Source organism: Streptomyces sp. NBC_00258 (assembly GCF_036182465.1).
In the GTDB taxonomy this organism is placed as follows: domain Bacteria; phylum Actinomycetota; class Actinomycetes; order Streptomycetales; family Streptomycetaceae; genus Streptomyces.
In genome coordinates this window covers 7,417,044-7,435,326 of the sequence record NZ_CP108081.1, presented here as the reverse complement: position 1 = coordinate 7,435,326, position 18,283 = coordinate 7,417,044, and the positions used below count along the sequence as shown (strand labels likewise).

12 protein-coding genes are annotated in these 18,283 nt (G+C 71.1%); 10 read left to right on the top strand and 2 right to left on the bottom strand.

Annotation, left to right across the window (positions count from 1 at the left end; all coding sequences use genetic code 11):
* Positions 1 to 99 precede the first annotated feature (99 nt).
* The 7 genes from OG718_RS33140 (at position 100) to OG718_RS33110 (ending at position 12,316) form a co-directional block, all read left to right on the top strand.
* Entirely contained in the window at positions 100 to 1,506 is a 1,407-nt protein-coding gene (locus tag OG718_RS33140; RefSeq protein ID WP_143632735.1) for an ABC transporter substrate-binding protein, read from the top strand.
* Positions 1,507 to 1,515: 9 nt separating this feature from the next.
* Complete coding sequence (locus OG718_RS33135) at positions 1,516 to 2,868, top strand: carbohydrate ABC transporter permease (RefSeq protein ID WP_143632737.1); 1,353 nt, start codon at positions 1,516 to 1,518, stop codon at positions 2,866 to 2,868.
* 107 nt (positions 2,869 to 2,975) lie between these two features.
* Positions 2,976 to 3,779 carry a carbohydrate ABC transporter permease gene (locus tag OG718_RS33130; protein ID WP_143633015.1) on the top strand — a complete coding sequence of 268 codons (804 nt, stop codon included), beginning with the start codon at positions 2,976 to 2,978 and terminating at the stop codon, positions 3,777 to 3,779.
* Between the two features lie 171 nt (positions 3,780 to 3,950).
* Positions 3,951 to 6,206: a bifunctional glycosyltransferase/CDP-glycerol:glycerophosphate glycerophosphotransferase gene (locus OG718_RS33125; protein ID WP_328845896.1), complete on the top strand. Its 2,256-nt coding sequence runs from the start codon at positions 3,951 to 3,953 to the stop codon at positions 6,204 to 6,206.
* Positions 6,207 to 6,450: 244 nt separating this feature from the next.
* Positions 6,451 to 8,610, top strand: coding sequence for a bifunctional glycosyltransferase/CDP-glycerol:glycerophosphate glycerophosphotransferase (locus OG718_RS33120; RefSeq protein WP_328845895.1), 2,160 nt, complete (start codon positions 6,451 to 6,453; stop codon positions 8,608 to 8,610).
* Between the two features lie 53 nt (positions 8,611 to 8,663).
* On the top strand, positions 8,664 to 10,892 hold the full coding sequence (locus OG718_RS33115) for a bifunctional glycosyltransferase/CDP-glycerol:glycerophosphate glycerophosphotransferase (RefSeq protein ID WP_328845894.1): 2,229 nt from the start codon (positions 8,664 to 8,666) through the stop codon (positions 10,890 to 10,892).
* Positions 10,889 to 12,316, top strand: a complete 1,428-nt coding sequence (locus OG718_RS33110) for a hypothetical protein (protein WP_328845893.1) — start codon at positions 10,889 to 10,891, stop codon at positions 12,314 to 12,316. Before OG718_RS33115 ends, OG718_RS33110 begins: the two co-directional genes overlap by 4 nt.
* Before the next feature lie 30 nt (positions 12,317 to 12,346).
* Here OG718_RS33110 and OG718_RS33105 read toward each other — a convergent pair whose 3' ends face one another.
* Entirely contained in the window at positions 12,347 to 12,760 is a 414-nt protein-coding gene (locus tag OG718_RS33105; protein WP_055614076.1) for an organic hydroperoxide resistance protein, read from the bottom strand.
* A gap of 127 nt (positions 12,761 to 12,887) precedes the next feature.
* On the opposite strand from OG718_RS33105, the gene OG718_RS33100 reads away from it, so the two are divergent.
* Positions 12,888 to 13,397: a MarR family winged helix-turn-helix transcriptional regulator gene (locus tag OG718_RS33100; protein ID WP_328845892.1), complete on the top strand. Its 510-nt coding sequence runs from the start codon at positions 12,888 to 12,890 to the stop codon at positions 13,395 to 13,397.
* A gap of 80 nt (positions 13,398 to 13,477) precedes the next feature.
* Here the strand turns inward: OG718_RS33100 and OG718_RS33095 are convergent, their stop codons facing one another.
* Complete coding sequence (locus OG718_RS33095) at positions 13,478 to 15,145, bottom strand: glycosyltransferase family 39 protein (protein ID WP_328845891.1); 1,668 nt, start codon at positions 15,143 to 15,145, stop codon at positions 13,478 to 13,480.
* A gap of 102 nt (positions 15,146 to 15,247) precedes the next feature.
* Between OG718_RS33095 and OG718_RS33090 the strand changes: the two genes are divergently transcribed.
* Together OG718_RS33090 and OG718_RS33085 are read left to right on the top strand one after the other, a co-directional pair.
* Positions 15,248 to 16,516, top strand: a complete 1,269-nt coding sequence (locus tag OG718_RS33090) for a glycosyltransferase 87 family protein (RefSeq protein WP_143633019.1) — start codon at positions 15,248 to 15,250, stop codon at positions 16,514 to 16,516.
* 44 nt (positions 16,517 to 16,560) lie between these two features.
* A complete protein-coding gene (locus OG718_RS33085) occupies positions 16,561 to 18,195 on the top strand; it encodes a glycosyltransferase family 2 protein (protein ID WP_328845890.1) in 1,635 nt (544 codons plus the stop codon).
* Positions 18,196 to 18,283: the final 88 nt, after the last annotated feature.

Below are 18,283 nucleotides of genomic sequence, written 5' to 3'. Positions count from 1 at the left end.
CTTGACAGCGCAGGCGCTCTTGCCGCCCCCAAGCGCACGGGCGTAGACCAAGAGCGCACGGGACAGCGCTCGGACGTTCGACGAAGAACGGGGCAAGTCATGCGCAGCAACACTCTTCGTACACACAGGCCGCACAACAAGTCGCACAAGATGAGCAGGATCGCGCGAACCGCGGCCGCCGTCGTCGCGGGGGCGATGGCGCTCACGCTGACGGCGTGCGGCGGTGACGACGACAAGAGCGACGAAGGAGGCGGGGGAAGCGAGACCGGCGGCAGCGCCGCCAGTGTCGAGCTCCCCAAGCTCGACGGCCAGAAGCTGGAGGTCGCGGCCGTCTGGACCGGCCCTGAGCAGGACAACTTCACCAAGGTCCTGGACGAGTTCGAGAAGCGGACCGGCGCGGAGGTCAGCTTCGTACCGACCGGCAACAACACCTCCACCTTCCTGGGCACGAAGATCCAGGGCGGCAAGCCGCCGAACGTGGCGTTCCTGCCGCAGGTCGGTGTGCTGCACCAGTTCGTCGACAAGGGCTGGGTCAAGCCCCTCGGCGCCGAGGCACAGGCGCAGATCGACAAGAACTTCTCGACGGGCTGGAAGGACCTGGGCGCCTACAAGGGCAAGCAGTACGGCGTCTACGCGAAGGCCGCCAACAAGTCCCTGGTCTGGTACAACACGGCCGCGTTCGAGGCGGCCGGGATCACCTCGGAGCCCAAGACCTGGGACGAGTTCCTCCAGACCGCTCAGACACTGTCGGACGCCGGTTCGCCCGCGGTCTCCATCGGCGGCCAGGACGGCTGGACCCTCACCGACTGGTTCGAGAACATCTATCTCTCGCAGGCGGGCCCTGAGAAGTACGACCAGCTGGCGAAGCACGAGATCAAGTGGACGGACCCCTCCGTCAAGGAGGCCCTGACCACGCTGGCCCAGCTGTGGGGCAAGGACGACCTGATCGCGGGCGGGAAGGCCGGCGCGCTGCGCACCGAGTTCCCCAAGTCGGTGACGAACACCTTCTCGGGCGACACTCCCGCCGCGATGGTCTACGAGGGCGACTTCGTCGCGGCGAACATCAACGCCGACACGAAGGCCAAGATCGGCACGGACGCCAAGGTGTTCCCGTTCCCGGCGGTCGGCGACGAGTCGCCGGTGGTCAGCGGTGGTGACGTGGCCGTGGTCCTGAAGGACGACAAGGCCTCGCAGGCCCTGATCACCTTCCTCGCCTCGACCGACGCGGCCGAGCTCTGGGCGGCGCAGGGCGGCGTCATCTCCCCCAACAAGGAGATGGACCTGAAGAGTTACAAGGACGCCGTGGCCGGAGACATCGCCAAGGCACTGCTCGACGCGGGCGACGACTTCCGCTTCGACATGTCCGACCAGGCCCCTGCCGCCTTCGGTGGCACCCAGGGACAGGGCGAGTGGAAGGGGCTGCAGGACTTCCTGAAGACCCCCTCGGACGTCGAGGGCGCGCAGCAGGCGCTCGAAGCGGCCGCCGCCAAGGCGTACAAGGGCTGACGGCAGCCCATGTCGTCGCAGGTGGCGACGGCGGGGGGCCCGGCAGGTCCGGTGCCCCCCGCCGGAAAACGCAAGAGCGTGATGGGCACCCGGGCGTGGGTGGTGGGTCTGTTCCTGCTGCCCGCGATCGTGCTGCTCGGCGCGCTCGTGGTCTACCCGATCGGGTACTCGGTCTGGCGCAGTCTCTACAACGCCGACGGTTCGGGTTTCGTGGGGCTGGGCAACTACGGCGACATCTTCACGGACGACGCCACGTTCACCGCGGTCAAGAACACCGCGATCTGGGTGGCGGTCGCCCCGGCGCTGGTCACCGGGCTCGGCCTGATCTTCGCCGTGCTGACCGAACGGGTGCGCTGGGCAACGGCGTTCAAGCTCATCATCTTCATGCCGATGGCCATCTCCATGCTGGCCGCGGGCATCATCTTCCGGCTCGTGTACGAGGCGGACCCCGACCAGGGTGTGGCGAACGCCGTGGTGGTGGGCGTGCACGACACCTTCGCCGAGTCGTCGGTCTATCCGAAGGCACGCCCGTCGACCGAGAGCGACCTCAAGGCGTCCGGCGGGGGTTCCTTCACCTCCACGGGCACGGTGAGCGCGGGCTCCCCGGCCCTGATCCCGCTGGTCGGCATCGCCCCGAACAAGGTGCCCGGCAGCCCCGGGGACGCCAAGGCCGCCCAGGCCTCGGGCGACGGGGTGTCCGGCACGGTCTGGCTGGACTTCAAACTGGGCGGCGGCGGCGAGAAGGGCGCCATCGACACGGGTGAGAAGGCCCTGCCCGGCCTCAAGGTCGAGGCGGTCAAGGACGGCAAGGTCGTGGCCTCCGCGAAGGCGGGCGACGACGGTACGTTCACGCTGCCGGCCTCCGCCGAAGGTGCCCAACTGCGCCTGCCGTCCTCGAACTTCGCGGCGCCCTACAACGGTGTCGACTGGCTCGGCCCGAGCCTGATCACGCCGGCCATCATCGGTTCGTACGCGTGGATGTGGGCGGGCTTCGCGATGGTGCTCATCGCGGCGGGTCTCGCCGGAGTGGACCGCAACCTCCTGGAGGCGGCCCGGGTCGACGGGGCCAACGAGTGGCAGGTGTTCCGCAGGGTCACGGTCCCTCTGCTCGCTCCGGTCCTCGTGGTCGTGCTGATCACGCTGATGATCAACGTGATGAAGATCTTCGACCTGATCTACATCATCGCCCCGCAGCCCACCCAGGACGAGGCCAACGTCCTGGCCCTGCAGCTCTACAACTCGTACACCGGCGGTGGCGGAGACCTCGGCCTCGCCAGCGCGATCGGTGTGGTCCTGCTGCTGCTCGTCATGCCGGTGATGATCGTCAACATCCGCCGACTGCGAAGGGAGCGCCGACGGTGACCGCACCCTCCGTACCTCTGAAAGCCCCACCGGAGACCGCGGAAGCGGCCGGTCCGCCCGAGCGGTCGCTCGCCTCAAGGCTGGCGAGCGGCGCGACCGGCGGTGTGATGCGGGTCTTCCTCATCCTGGTCGCACTGCTCTGGGTGACGCCGACGGTGGGGCTGCTGGCCTCGTCGTTCCGTGACCCGACCGACATCGCGGACTCCGGCTGGTGGACGGTCTTCAGCAAGCCGGCCCAGCTCACCACCGAGAGCTACTCGACCCTGCTCGGCAAGGAGGAGATCACCGACTCCCTGCTCAACACGATCTGGATCACCGTGCCGGCCACCCTCCTGGTCATCGTCATCGGGGCCATGGCCGGATACGCCTTCGCCTGGATGGACTTCAAGGGCCGCGACTGGTGGTTCCTGGCCGTGGTGGCGCTGCTCGTGGTGCCGGTGCAGATCGCCCTGATCCCGATGTCCGAACTCTTCGGCGACCTCGGGATCTTCGGCACCATCATCGGTGTCGTCGTGTTCCACGTGGGCTTCGGCCTGCCGTTCGCGATCTTCCTGCTGCGGAACTTCTTCGCGGAGATCCCCCGTGAACTCCTGGAGGCCGCACGGCTCGACGGCGCGAGCGAGACCCGTCTGTTCACCACCGTGGTCCTGCCGCTCGGCGGGCCCGCGATCGCGTCGCTCGGCATCTTCCAGTTCCTGTGGGTGTGGAACGACATGCTGGTGGCACTGGTCTTCTCGGACTCCGACTCACGGCCGCTGACGGTCGCCCTGACCCAGCAGACCCGTCAGTTCTCGGGCAACATCGAGACGCTGGCGCCCGGCGCGTTCATCTCGATGGTCATCCCGCTGGCCGTGTTCTTCGCGTTCCAGCGGCAGTTCGTGTCCGGTGTGATGGCGGGCGCGGTGAAGTAGCGTCCGGGACATCCGGGCCGGGCACCCGGAGTACACATCGCGAGGGGCGGGCCGCCATCGGCCCGCCCCTTCGCGTTCACCCGGGGTCCCCCACATGCCGCATCCGGCGTAACCCGGTAACCCCTTCGGCCGTTTCCGGGCAGTATGCCCGCGCCGACACAAGGATGTCCCTTGCCCCGGTTCAGTGTCATTGTCCCCGCGTACCAGGTGCAGGCATATCTGCACGAGTGCATGGCATCCGTCCTCGAACAGTCCTTCACCGACCTTGAGTTGATCGCGGTGGACGACTGCTCACCCGACGCCTGCGGCGCGATCATCGACGAGTTCGCGGCCGCCGACCCCCGTGTGCGGGCCGTCCACCTCAAGGAGAACGTGGGCCTCGGCCGGGCCCGCAACGCCGGTATGCGGTACGCGACCGGCGACTACCTGATCTTCCTGGACGGCGACGACAGCCTCACCCCGGACGCCCTGCGGGCCATCGCCGACCGCGTCAAGGAGACCGGCGACCCGGACGTCCTGGTCTACGACTACGCGCGCACCTTCTGGTCGGGCGAGACGGTACGCAACGTACAGGCGGGCCAGCTCACCGAGGACGCCCCGGCGCCGTTCAGGCTCGACGACCGTCCGGGGCTGCTGAAGGTCCTCATGGTCGTGTGGAACAAGGCGTACCGCCGGGAGTTCGTCGCGGGGGAGGGTTTCGCCTTCCCGCCCGGCTACTACGAGGACACCCCCTGGACGTCCCCGGTCCTGATGGCCGCCGAGACGATCGCGACGCTCGACCGCGTCTGCGTCCACTACCGCCAGCGGCGCCAGGGGAACATCCTCGGCACGGTCAGCAGCAAGCACTTCGACATCTTCGACCAGTACGACCGGGTCTTCGCGCATCTCGACGCGCACCCCGAACTGGCGCACTGGCGGCCGGTCCTGTTCCACCGCATGGTCGACCACCTGTCGGCCGTGTTCCTCAAGCGCGACCGGGTGCCGCACGGCTCCCGCGCCCTGTTCCTGCGCAAGGCCCGTGCCCACTACGTCCGTTACCGGGTACGGGCCGCCGACGTCCCGGCCCACAACCGGCTGCGGCACGCGCTGGTACGCCTGGGCAGTCACCCCACCTACCGCGCGCTGTGGGCGGCTCTGCGGCTCCAGCGAGGCGTCACGCGACTCACCGGGGCACTGGCCCGGACCCTCCGCACGGCCGCGCTCCGTCTCCACTACAAGATCCAGCTCCGCCTTCCCGTCCGGGCCGACCAGGCCGTGTTCACCAGCCACGGCGGGCGTGGCCACGGCTGCAACCCGGGGGCACTGGAGTCCGCGTTCCGTACGTACGCGCCGGACGTGCGCACCGCGTGGATCGCGCGCCCCGAGTTCCACCACACGATCCCGACGGCGACCCGCAGGCTGACACCGGGCACGGCCGCGTACTGGACGGCCCTCGCCCGCTCCAAGTACCTCGTGAACAACGCCGACTTCGACCGCCGGCTGGTCAAGCGCCCCGGCCAGGTCCTCGTCCAGACGCAGCACGGCACACCGCTCAAGCACATGGGCCTGGACCTCCAGGAACGCCCGGCCGCGGCCCGCGGCACGGACTTCACCGCCCTGCTGCGCGACGCCGACCAGTGGGACTACTGCCTGTCCGCCAACCGCCACTCCACCCTCGTCTGGGAGCGCGTCTTCCCGTCCGGCTACACGACACTGGAGTACGGCCAGCCGCGCAACGACCGGTTCCAGCAGGCGAGTTCGACCGACGTGGCCCGGCTGCGCGAGAACCTCGGCATCCCCGAGGGCGCGGTCGCCGTCCTGTACGCGCCCACGCACCGCGACTACCAGCGCGCCCAGCGCACCGCGCTCGACCTGGAGCGGGTGCTGCGCCAGCTCGGCCCGCGCTTCGTCCTGCTGGCCCGCTCGCACCACGCGTACGGGGCCCCGCTCGCGCGGAGCGCCGGCCGGCTCATCGACGTGTCGGACCACCCGAGCGTCGAGTCCCTGTGCCTCGCCTCGGACGCGCTCATCACCGACTACTCCTCCCTGATGTTCGACTACGCGGGCCTCGACCGGCCGATCGTGATCCACGCGGACGACTGGGAGGCGTACGAGGCGGCGCGCGGGACGTATTTCGACCTGCGCGCGTTCCCGCCGGGTGCGGTGGCGCGCAGCGAGGACGAGCTGATCGACATCTTCGCGACGGGGCACTGGCGGGGGTCCCGCTCCACGCAGCTCAGATCGGCGTTCCGGGACCGCTTCTGTCCGTACGACGACGGTCACGCGGCCGAACGCGTGGTGCGCCACGTCGTGCTGGGCGAGGCGTCGGGGCTGCCGGCGGTGGTGCCGCTCGCCGCGCGCAATCCCGCCCGGTCGGCGGCGGACCAGTCTGCAACGGCACCGCTTGCCACCGTCCCTACGCCTGCGGGCCAGGCCCCTTGTCTTTAGGGCGCGGGCCCGGTTGTCGGGTGCGGGCCCGGTGAGGGCTGGTCGCGCAGTTCCCCGCGCCCTCAAAGGCGGGGCTGCGCCCCTGCTTTTTCAGGGGCGCGGGGAACTGCGCGCTCAGCCCAGACGCACCCAACACACCACACCGACCGCCCACTCACCCAGGGGCGCGGGGAACTGCGCGACAAGCCTCCACCCACCCGCACCCGGCAACGCACCCCACGTCACAGAAAGAGCACCGCACCACATGCCCCGCTTCAGCGTCATCGTCACCGCACAAGGCCTCGCGGGGCGCCTCCCCACCGCCCTCGACTCGGTCCTGGCCCAGTCCTTCACCGACTTCGAACTGATCACGGCCCACGACACCCCCGGTTCCCCGGCGGCGACCGTCGCAGACGAGTACGCCACCGGAGACCCCCGCATCGTCCGAACCCCCGGTTCACGCGCCGAAGGCATGCACGCGGCCACCGGCACCTACCTGCTCTTCCTGAACGCGACCGACGTGCTGACGCCGGGAGCACTCGCGGCGATGGACGCACGGCTCCAGGAGACCGGCGAGGTGGACGTCCTGCACCTCGCCCACGAGCGGGTCCCGTGGTGGGTGGGCGAACCGGTGGCGGAAGGAACCGCCGACGGCGACCCCACGGACGTACGGCGGCCGGTCTGGGCCACGGCCTACCGAAGGGCATTCCTCGCCGATCACCAACTCGCCTTCCCGGAGGGCCACTTCACGGACATCGGCTGGTCCGGTGCGGTGACCCTCGCGGCCGGGAGGACCGCCGCGCTGGACACGGTCTGCGTACGACGTCACGAGCGGCGCCCCAGCGGCAGCGACCGCCCGACGCCCGACGCACAGCGCCAACTCCTCGACCAGGTGGAGCTGGTACTGAGGCGGGCAGCCGAACAGGAGTTGGACCCGGACACATCGCGCGCCCTCTTCGACCATCTCTTCGCCGAGGTCCTCGACACGGCGGCCACGTCCTGCCGCAGGGCCTTCTTCCGTCGCGCGGGCAGGCTCTACCGCCGCCACCGCCCGGCGGGCCACCGCACCGAAGGGCTGCGCAACCGGCTGCTCTCGCGCGGCGCGTACGCCACGTTCCGCGCGCTCCTCGGCGCCGAGCGACGGACAGAGCAGGCCCGTGCGTTCGCGACCCGCGCCGCCCGCAGATGGCGCCGCGGCCACCCCAGCGGCCCGTACCGGAGGTACCTCCGCAGGCCCCTCGACGAGAACCTCGCCGTCTACGCCGCCTACTGGGGCCGCGGCTACGCCTGCAACCCGGCCGCCGTCCACCGCAAGGCGCGCGAACTCGCCCCGCACATCAGGTCGGTGTTCCTGGTGCGGGAACAGGACGCGGCGAACATGCCCGAGGACGTGGAGAGCGTGGTGATCGGGAGCAGGCGGTACTGGGAGGTGCTGGCGCGGGCCAAGTACACGTTCAACAACGTCAACTTCGAGACGGCCATGGTCAAACGCCCCGGATCCGTGCACGTCCAGACGCACCACGGGACACCTCTGAAGCGGATGGGCGTCGACCAGATCGAGTACCGGGCCGTCGCGGCGGCCACCGGGAGCTTCGGCCGGCTGATGGAGCGCGCGGACCGCTGGGACTACTCCCTGTCCTCCAACGCGCACTCCACGGAGGTCTGGTCGGGCGCCTACCCCAGCGCTTTCACGCACCTGGAGTACGGCTATCCGCGCAACGACCGCTTCTACACGGCGGATCCGGCCGAGGTCACCGCGATCCGCGAGCGGCTCGGCATCCCGCAGGACCGGGTGGCGCTGCTGTACGCGCCGACGTACCGCGACTATCCGCGCGATGTGTCGGCCCAGTTCGACCTGGCCCGCTTCTGTGCCGAGCTGGGACCGGAGTTCGTGGTGCTGCTGCGGGCGCACTACTTCCTCGAAGGCGACGCGGACCTCCGACAGGCCGTGTCCTCCGGGCGGTTGATCGACGTCACGGCCTCGCGGGAGACCGAGGACATCTGTCTGGCCTCGGACGCACTGATCACGGACTACTCGTCGATCATGTTCGACTACGCCAACCTGGACCGGCCGATCGTCACCTACGCCGACGACTGGGACGTCTACCGGGACACGCGAGGCGTCTATTTCGACCTGCTGGCCGAGCCACCCGGCCATGTCGCGCGTACGCAGGACGAGTTGATCCGGGTCTTCACGTCGGGCGAGTGGGCGGACGAGCGGTCCGCCGGGCTGCGGGACCGGTTCCGGGAGCGCTTCTGCCGGTTCGACGACGGGCGGGCCGCCGAGCGGGTCGTACGGCGGGTGCTGCTGGGGCAGGCCGAGGAGGAGCTGCCGCCGGTGGTGCCGTTGCACGAGCGCCTCCCCGTTCCGGCGGCGAGACCGGCGGTCGTCGCCGGCTCACGGACCCACACGCCGGCCCGCTGATGCCGACGTCACGTCCCCCGAAATCCCCGCCGGTTCCCGGACCTGGAGGTGCCATGCCCCGCTTCAGCATCGTCGTGCCCGTCCACAACGTGCAGGGCTATCTGCGCGTATGCCTGGAGTCGGTCCTCGACCAGTCGTACGGCGACTTCGAGCTGATCGTCGTCAACGACTGTTCCCCGGACGGGAGTTCGGCGATCATCGACGAGTTCGCGGCCCGCGACGAGCGGGTCGTGCCGGTGCATCTGCCGGTCAACGGCGGTATCGGTCCGGCCCGCAACCACGGGGCGAAGCTGGCGCGGGGCGAGTACCTGCTGTTCCTCGACAGCGACGACAGCTACACGCCGGGCACGCTGCGGGCGATCGCCGAGCGCATCGACGCGACCTCGCGGCCCGACATCGTCCTGTTCGACTACGCGCGCACGCACTGGCACGGCGCGGTGAAGCGCAACCGGGACGCGGCGGTGTTCGAGGCGCCGGGCCCCGAGGTGTTCACGGTCGCCGAACGCCCCGATCTGCTCGACCTGTTCACGGTCGTCTGGAACAAGGCGTACCGCCTCGACTTCTTCCGCGAGGGCGGTTTCACCTTCCCCACCGGCTTCTACGAGGACGCGGTGGTCGTCTACCAGACGCTGTGGACGGCCCGCACGATCACGCTCGTCGACCGGATCTGCGTGTACTACCGGCAGCGCCGCCAGGGCAACGCGATGCGCACGCCGAGCCGGGAGCACTTCGAGGTGTTCGCGCAGTACGAGCGGCTGTTCCGGTTCATCGCGGAGCGGCCCGGGTTGGAGCGGTGGCGCGGCTTCCTCTACGACCACATGGCGGACCACTACCTCTTCATCCTCCGCCAGCAGGACCGCGTACCACCGTCGGCCCGTCCCGAGTTCCACCGGCGGGCGGCGCGGGACCTGCGGGCGTACCGGCCGAGCGGGCACCGGCTCGGTGCGGACATCCCGAGGGTGTCCTTCACGCTGCTCGCCCGGACTCCGTACGTCCTCTACGGTCTGCACCGCGCGGCCGCCGTGCGGCGGGCCGGTCTGCGCAGGCGCTACCGGGTCTGGCGCCGGCGGCTGCGCAGGGTGCTGCTCGCGGCGCACCGGCGGCTGGTGCTGCGGCGCGCGCTCGACCCCAACCTGGCCGTGTACTCGGCCTTTTCCCACCGGGGCGTCCTCGGCGATCCGGCCGCGATCCACCGCAAGGCGCGGGAGATCGCCCCGCACATCCGGGGCGTGTGGGTGGTCGGGAAGGAGTACGTGGACACGCTGCCGCCGGACGTCGAGCACGTCCTGCCGGGCAGCCGGGCGTACCGGAAGGTGACGGCGAGGGCCAAGTACCTGGTCAACAACATGAATTGGGCGAACGACCTGGTGAAGCGCGAGGGCGCGGTGCACATCCACACCCACCAGGGCACCCCGCTCAAGTCGATGGGCGTGGACCTGCTCAAGTACCCGGGCGCGCGACGGGGCTTCAGCGTCCCGAAGATGCTGCGGCGGGCCGACCGCTGGGACTACAGCCTGGTCGCGAACCCGCACTCGGAGCTGGTCTGGGACCGCGCTTACCCCTGCGACTTCGTGTCCCTGCGCTCGGGCAGCCCGCGCAACGACTGCCTGGTCCGCCCGGAACCGGGCCGGCGGGAGTCCGTACGGCAGCGGCTGGACGTCGGTGACGACAGGACCCTGATCCTGTACGCGCCGACCAACCGCGACCACCGTCAGGGCGGTTACGCGCCCGACTGCGACCTGGAACGCCTCGCGGCCGGGCTGCCGGGCGACCACGTCCTGGCGGTCCGCCTCCACCCGTCACTGGCCCAGCGCCACGAACGCGGCCTGGAACTCAAGGACCTGGCGCGGCGGGGAGTGCTCCTGGACGTCACCGACGAGCCGAGCGTCGAGGACCTGATGCTCGCCTCCGACGCGCTGGTCACCGACTACTCGTCCCTGATGTTCGACTACGCCCACCTCGACCGGCCGATCGTCCTGCACGTCTACGACCGGGACACCTACCTCGCCGGACGCGGCACGTACTTCGACGTGACCGAGCGCCCGCCGGGCCATGTGGCGTACGACGAAGGCGAGTTGGCGCGACTGTTCGCGTCGGGCGCGTGGCGGGACGAGGAGTCGGCGCGACTGCGGGGCGCCTTCCGGGAGCGGTTCGGCGGCTACGACGACGGGCGGGCCGCCGAGCGGGTCGTACGGCTGCTGATGCTGGGCGAGGACCTGGCCGCCGTGCCGCCCACGGTCCCCGCACCCGGCGTCCCGAGCGGGCAGTTGGCGCGCTCGTGAACGCTCGGCCCGCCGCGTGGGTGCTGTTCCTCGCCGCCCTCTTCGGCTGTCTCCAGCTCGCCAACGTCACCGGACGGGACACGCCCGACAGCCGCAACTACCTGTCGTACGCGCTGAGTCTGGGCGGTGCGGACAAGGAGGAGGCGGCGGGGCGCACGATCGCGTACGTGTGCGCGAGCCGGGGCGAGACCGCGTCGCGGAACCACAGTGTGGACGTGCGGCGCTTCCGCGCTCCCGATCCGGGGCCGGAGATCCGGGACGAGTGCCGGGGCTACTACGACTGGAGCGTCGGGCGGCGGCTGGAGGCCGGGCAGACGTCCGGGTGGACGGCGCCCTTCATGAGCGAACGGTTCATGCGGATCTTCGAGGTGCGGCCCGGGTATCCGCTGCTGCTCGTGCCGTTCGTGACGGTGCTCGGGGTGACGTGGGGGCTGTGGGCGGCGGGGGTGTGTGTCGCGGCGGCCGGGGGCGTGCTGGTGTTCCTCGTCCTGCGGACGGTGGGCGTGCCGGTGGGCTTGGCGCTGACCGGACAGGCCCTCTACTACGTCCTGCCTACCGGTGCGACCGCGATGCGGCCCATGACCGAGGGCACGATGATAGCGCTCACGTTGGCGGTGCTGTGGGGGTGTGCGCTGGTGCTGCGGGGACGGGCGGGAGCCGCCGGCCTGGTGGGCGTCTCGCTGGCGCTGCTGTTCACCGTGAAGCACTCGCAGGCGCTGTTTCTGTCGGTGTGCCTGGCCGGGGGGCTCGGGGTGATCGGCCTCTACCGGAGGCGGGCGGGGCGGCCTGTGGGTGCGGCCGTGAAGACGCTGCTGAAGGTGACGGTGGGGGCGACCGTCGGCGTCATGCTGCTGACCCGGCTGCTCCCGTACCCCTCGGAGTCCGACAGCCTCCAGGACCTCCTCACCGACCACTTCAACCGGCCCGACCGGGAGCGGGCGTGGTGGGAGTTCCTCCATCTGGAGCTCAACTTCTGGACGGAGTGGCTCCGGCGGCAGCTGGCCGAGCCGCTGTTCCTGGCGCTTCTGGTGGCCGGCGGGTGGGGGGCTCTCCGACGGTGGCCCGCCTTCGGCGTGCTCCTCGCCGCCGCCGGGGGCACCGGCGTCCTCAGCATCGCCGCCCATCCCGACATCGGCATCGACCGGTTGATGGTGATGGTGTGGCTGGTGCCGGTGGTGGGGGTGCCGTTGCTGCTGGCAGAGTTCTATCGCCCCCGCCGCCCCTACCCGTTCCCGTCACTACTCGGGGGCCGGCCCCCGAACCCCCGCTCCTCAAACGCCGGAGGGGCTAAAGAATTCGCGGCCGGGCCGAACCTCAATAGCCCGGTCCAGGCACAACCAGCCCGTCCGGCGTTTGAGGACGAGGCCGTTCAGGCCGATCAGCGGGGGTCTGGGGGCGGCGGCCCTCAGGGACGGGACGGGTAGGGGCGGCGGGGGCGAGGAAAGCCACTGCCACTACTCGACGACGAGCTCCACCGGAATGTTGCCCCGGGTCGCGTTGGAGTAGGGGCACACCTGGTGGGCCTGCTCGATCAGCTTGCGGCCGGTCTCGGCGTCCACGGACTCGGGCAGCTCCACACGGAGCGTGACAGCAAGGGCGAAGCCCTCCCCCTGCTTGCCGATCCCGACCTCGGCGGTCACCGCCGCGTCACTGACATCGACCTTCGCCGCACGCCCGACCAGCCCGAGCGCACTGGCGAAACAGGCCGAGTAACCGGCCGCGAACAGCTGCTCCGGGTTCGTGCCCTGACCGTTGCCGCCCATCTCCACCGGTATGCCGAGCTCCAGGTCGAGCTTGCCGTCGGAGCTGTAGGCCCGGCCGTCACGGCCGTGGGTGGCGGTGGCGACAGCGGTGTAGAGCGCGTCCATGAAAACCATCCCTCTCAGGGTCAACGTCGTATCGGCGGGCCTTGGTCCGGCCCCCCTCACGACCACAAGTAGAGCACACAATTTAATTGTGCACAACTAAATGACGCACCGGAGGTACCCTGGAGGCATGACCACGACGCCCGCACCCGGCCCCGCCGTACAGCACCCCGCACGGGACGAGGACTTCCTCCGCCTCGACCAGCAGATCTGCTTCTCCCTGAACGCGGCCTCCCGCGCCTTCGGAGGCGTGTACCGGGTCGTGCTGAAGGACCTGGGGCTCACGTACCCCCAGTACCTGGTCATGCTCGTCCTGTGGGAGCACGGCGAGCTGCCCGTGAAGAAGGTCGGCGAGCACCTGCGGCTCGACTCCGGCACGCTGTCGCCGCTGCTGAAGCGACTGGAGGCGGCAGGCCTCGTACGGCGTGAGCGCAGTGCGCGCGACGAGCGGTCCGTGGTGGTCGGACTCACGGACGAGGGCACGGCCATGCGCGAGCAGGCACTGCGCGTACCGCGCCGGATCGCCGCCGCGACGACCTTCGAACTGGACGAGATCCTCGAACTGCGCGCCCGGCTCGACAAACTCACGAACGCGCTGGACGCGGCGGCCCTGGACGAGACGCCGGGCTGCGGCGCGTAACCCCCGCCCACGCACCACACGCCACCGGCCACGCACCACCTGCCGCCCACCACTCCCCCACCACTCCCCCGCCCCGCCCCTCACATCGTCGGAGCCCTCCGCACATACAGCCGCAGAATCGACCCCTTCCGTACGAACTCCGCCCGCGGCACGAACTCCTCGCCCACGACGGTGAGTTTGACCCGCTCGGTCGGATCACTCGGATACCAGGCCGACTTCAGCGCGTACGGCTCGGCGACCACCCATACGCGGTCCAGGCCGGCGAGTCTGCGGCGCAGCTCGTCCGGGCCGGCCTCGCGTCCGTAGAGCGTCCCGGAGACGGGTGCGGGCTCCTCCAGCGCGATGTCCCGCGTGCCCTGGAACCCCTTCGGGTACGCCAGCGCGGAGCGCCTGCCGAGCGACGGCAGGAAGAGCACGGGGTCACCGGGGCTCATCCGCTGGGCGGCGGCGGCCGAGACGACGGCGAGGTTGTCGGGGCGGCGGGCGGGGTCCCGGTCCTCCCGGAGGACGGGCAGCTGTGAGACGAAGGCGAGACCGATGGCCAGCACGCCGACCAGCGTGGCGGCGTACGGCACGCGGACGCCTCGCACGAGATCGGAATCGGGAGCGGGAACGGCCGCGCCGCCCAGGCCCCGCATCGGGTCGTCGGCGTCGGCCTCGCGTCGCGCAAGCCCCGACCGGCGCGCCGCCACGACCAGCCGTTCCGCCCCCGCCGCCGCCAGCAACGGCGCCCCGGCGAGCGCGTACAGCACATAGCGGTCGTCGTAGAGCGGCCAGTGGCGTGAGACCGCGATGAGGACCGCGGGCGGGAGGAGCAGCAGCGGCAGGGCGACCGCGGGGAGGGAGAGTTCGCCGCGGCGGGCGGGCGGGGTGAACGGGGCGCGCAGGGCGAGGGCGATCAGCAGCAGATACGGGCCGAGGACCAGCTGGGTCGGGCCGGTGAAGGAGCACAGCAGGCGTTCGACGGTGCCGCCGCCCGGGGGCCGGAGCCAGGCGACCTGGTCCGCCTGGCCGCTGGAGACCAGGGCTAGCGGAAGCAGGACGAGGAGTACGGCACCCGCGGCGCAGGCCCAGTCGCGCCACACGCGGCGGGGCATACGGGCGAGGGCCAGGGTGGCGGCGTGCGCGAGCAGGATCAGTACGGCGAACTCGTGCAGCAGGACGGTGACGGCGACGACCCCTCCGTACGCGCACCAGCCGACCACGCGCGCGTGCCGGGCGAGCCGGCCCACGGGCTCGTCCTCCTGGCCCTCGGCCCCGTTTCCGTTCCCGCCCCCGTTCCCGCCCGCGTCGGCGGTCGTCGCCCGCGCCAGCAGCAGCGTCGATGCCGCGACCCCGGCGGCGACCAGCGCGTACGAACGTCCCTCCTGGGCGAAGTGCCCGGCCATCGGGGTCACGGCGTACAGCAGGCCCGCCCACAGGCCCACTCTCGGGCGGGCGAGCCGGGCCCCCAGGGCCGCGACCAGACCCGCGGTCGCGGCGGCCGCGCAGAGCGAGGGGACGCGCAGGGCGACCTCTCCGGGGTGGAGGGCGAGGACGGGGTGCATGAGGAGGTAGTAGAGGCCGTGCACCGCGTCCACGGAGTGCAGCAGCTGCCAGATCTGCGGGAGCGAGCGCCGCGCCACCTGGAAGGTGACCGCCTCGTCCCGCCACATCCCGCCACGATCGATCCCCCACAGACCGATCCCGAACATGACGAGTACGGGTACGAGCACGGCGACGGCAACCTGCGGACGCTTGACGACCATGCGCCAGATTTTGTGCTATTAGTCAGCCTTCGCACGTGATTGACCCGTCATCAGACGTTATATGCCTTCTTGCGGCTTACGATCCGTCGGGTGAAGCCCTGGATGAAGCCCCGTCTCCTCCTCGTCGCCGTCGGCTGGCTCACCACCCGCGCCCTGATGCTCTGGCTGCTCGCCCGGGACGGGCACGCCCCGCTGGGCATCGGCGGTGTCGCGCGCGAGGTGCACGAGTTGTACGCCCGCTGGTACGGCGTGCTCGCCCACGGCACGTTCCCCTCGGGCGACCGGCTGTGGCAGTACCCGCCGGGCGCGGGCCCGGTCCTGTTGTCCCCCGGGCTGCTGCCGGGGCTGACGTACTTCCAGGCGTTCGTGCTCCTCGCACTCGCCGCCGACGCCCTGGTCGCCGTCGCCCTCACGCGCGCGGGCACCCGGACGGGCCGCAGCCTGCGCGGCGCGGCCCTGTGGATCGCGGGCCTCCCCCTCCTCCTGCACCTCCCGCTCGCCCGCTACGACGTGCAGGTCACCGCCCTTGCCGTCATCGCCCTGTTGACGTTTTCGCGCTCCACGCGCGCGTGCGGCGCCTTCGCCGCGCTGGGCGCTCTCGTGAAGGTGTGGCCCGCTCTGATCCTGATCGGCACCCCCAGGGGGCGTACGACGAGGGAGGTGTGGACCTCGGCGGCCGTCACCGCGGGCGCCCTGCTCCTGGCACTCACCGCGCTCTTCCGCAACCCCTTCGACTTCCTGCGCCAGCAGGGCGGCCGGGGCGTACAGATCGAGTCGCTCGGCGGGACGGCCCTCTCCTTCGCGCGGCACGCCGGCTGGCCGGGGCAGGTGCGCTACCGGTACGGGGCGATGGAGTTCACGGGACCGTACGTCAGCACGATCGCCGCGGCGTCGCTGGCACTCACCGTCGCCGCCTTCGGGGCCATGCTGCTGTGGCGCCTGCGGGCCCGGCACTGGACGCCGGCGACCCCGTACGACGCCGCGCTCTGTGCCGTACTCCTGTTCACCGTGACGAGCCGGGTGATCAGCCCCCAGTACCTCGTGTGGCTGCTCGGCCTGGCGGCCGTGTGCCTGACCTCGCGGCACACCTCGCAGCGTCCGGTGGCCGTGCTGATCACGGCGGCCGCGGCGGCCAGCGCTCTCGCGTACCCCGTCCTGTACAGGGACGTCATGGACTGCACCTGGACGGGCTCCCTGCTGATGCTCGTCCGCAACGGACTGCTCGTCGCGGCCGCGGCGCTCTCCTTCCGCCGCCTGTGGACCGCCGGAATCCGGCCCGCCGGCACACGGTCCGCGGGAATTCGATCAGGGGAGACGGAACCCGCACACAATTCCCGTCATCTTCCCCACGAGACAGTAAGTACCTCTTAACGGAAAATTACCTACACCAGCCACTATTTCGCCCTGTGGAAGCCATGCGACCCATCCAAGCCATACCTCCCCACCGGTCACAGGTGTGCGTCGTGGTCATCGGGTACGACGACGCCGCCCATGTGACGGAGGCGGTGCGCTCGGCCCTCGCGCAGGGGCCCGCCGTCCGCGAGGTGATCGCCGTGGACGACTGCTCGGCCGACGGCAGCGCGGATCTCCTGGACCGCCTCGCCCTCGACGAACCACGCCTGAAGGTGCTCCGCCGCAAGGTCAACAGCGGGGGTTGCGGCAGCCCGCGCAACGACGGGATCGACGCCGCCACGGCCCCGTACGTGATGTTCCTGGACAGCGACGACGTCCTGCCGCCCGGCGCCGTGGACGCGCTCCTCGACGCGGCCGCCGGGCGCGGGGCCGAGGTCGCCGCCGGGCTGTGTGTGCGCCGCGAGCTGCCCTCCGGCCGCGAGGTCCCCTGGCAGCCCGAGCTGTACGCCAGGGCCGCCCTGGTGAAGCACCCGTCCCGCCGCACCCACCTGGTCCACGACACCCTCTGCGTCAACAAGCTCTACCGCACCGACTTCCTGCGCGAGCACGGCATCCGCTTCCCCGAAGGACGCTTCCCCTACGAGGACTTCGTCTTCACCGCGCGCGTGCTCGCCGCCGGTCCGCGCGTCGCGCTGATCCCGGACACGGTGTACGTCTGGCACGTGCGCCGGAGCGCCGAGCGGCTGTCGATCTCGCTGGACCGGGCGGATGTCGGCAACTGGCGGTCCAGGATCACCGCCCACGCCCTCTCGTACGACATCCTCCTCGCCGCCGGTGAGAAGCGGCTGGCGCGGGCGACGCGCGCGCGGTTCCTCGACCACTCGCTGCGGATGTACGCGCGCGAGCTGGATCAGCGCGGTCCCGAGTACCGGAGGGAGTGGTGGGCCCTCACGCGCGCGTACCTAGCGACGTTCGACGCGGCCGACCTCGCGCTCGCCCCGGCGCCGGGACGGGTCGTCGCACAGGTCGTGACGGCCTCCGAGGAGCCCCGCGACCTGACCCGCGTCAAGGAGGTCTCGGCGCGCCCGGCCCGGCTGCGGCCGCCGTACGCACGGCTCGCGGACGGTACGCCGGTCTGGTCCGCCGACCTGACCCAGGTGACTCTGGAACACCTGCTGTTCCGGCCCGTACGCCTCCTCCCCGTGGCCGTCGACGCGGAACTGCGGCCACGCGCGCGTGCCACCCGGCTGCGGCTGCGCCTGCACGAGCTGTACGGGCGGATGGCGGACGCGGCGCCGGCGTCCGTGGACGCCGAGTTCGTGAACCGGCACGACGGGGTGGTCGGGCTCACGGTGACGGCGGAGTTCCTGCCCGACGACCCCGATCCCGTCGACGACGGCTCGGACCCCGACTCATGGACGGCCGAGGCGGCCGTCGACCTCGCGGCGCTCGGGTCCGGCATCTGGGACCTGCGCCTTCGGCTGCGCTTCCACGACGGCACGAGCCGCGAGACCACCGCGCACGCCGTCGCGGGCCCGGGCCTGCTGCGCCGCTCCGTCGTGCCCAACGGCCGGCACGGGCTGCTGCTCGTCCATCCGTACGCGACCCACGCGGGCTCGCTCGCGCTGCGACTGGCGCCCGGCTGGCGTGGAATGACCACCGTGGTGCGCCGCAGAATGAGGCGTTTGCTTCACTGACAGTCGGCTCGACCACCCGGGCGGATCCGCGTCCGCATTACCGGTCCGCGTGTCCGACCGGCCGCACCATCACCGACACACGAACCGA

Bases quoted from the DNA above. Each gene is read 5' to 3' on its own strand.
- OG718_RS33120 (WP_328845895.1), top strand. From the start codon at position 6,451: ATGCCCCGCTTCAGCGTCATCGTCACCGCACAAGGCCTCGCGGGGCGC.
- OG718_RS33140 (WP_143632735.1), top strand. From the start codon at position 100: ATGCGCAGCAACACTCTTCGTACACACAGGCCGCACAACAAGTCGCAC.
- OG718_RS33130 (WP_143633015.1), top strand. From the start codon at position 2,976: ATGCGGGTCTTCCTCATCCTGGTCGCACTGCTCTGGGTGACGCCGACG.
- OG718_RS33095 (WP_328845891.1), bottom strand. From the start codon at position 15,145: ATGGTCGTCAAGCGTCCGCAGGTTGCCGTCGCCGTGCTCGTACCCGTA.
- OG718_RS33085 (WP_328845890.1), top strand. From the start codon at position 16,561: ATGCGACCCATCCAAGCCATACCTCCCCACCGGTCACAGGTGTGCGTC.
- OG718_RS33090 (WP_143633019.1), top strand. From the start codon at position 15,248: ATGAAGCCCCGTCTCCTCCTCGTCGCCGTCGGCTGGCTCACCACCCGC.
- OG718_RS33105 (WP_055614076.1), bottom strand. From the start codon at position 12,760: ATGGACGCGCTCTACACCGCTGTCGCCACCGCCACCCACGGCCGTGAC.
- OG718_RS33115 (WP_328845894.1), top strand. From the start codon at position 8,664: ATGCCCCGCTTCAGCATCGTCGTGCCCGTCCACAACGTGCAGGGCTAT.
- OG718_RS33100 (WP_328845892.1), top strand. From the start codon at position 12,888: ATGACCACGACGCCCGCACCCGGCCCCGCCGTACAGCACCCCGCACGG.
- OG718_RS33135 (WP_143632737.1), top strand. From the start codon at position 1,516: ATGTCGTCGCAGGTGGCGACGGCGGGGGGCCCGGCAGGTCCGGTGCCC.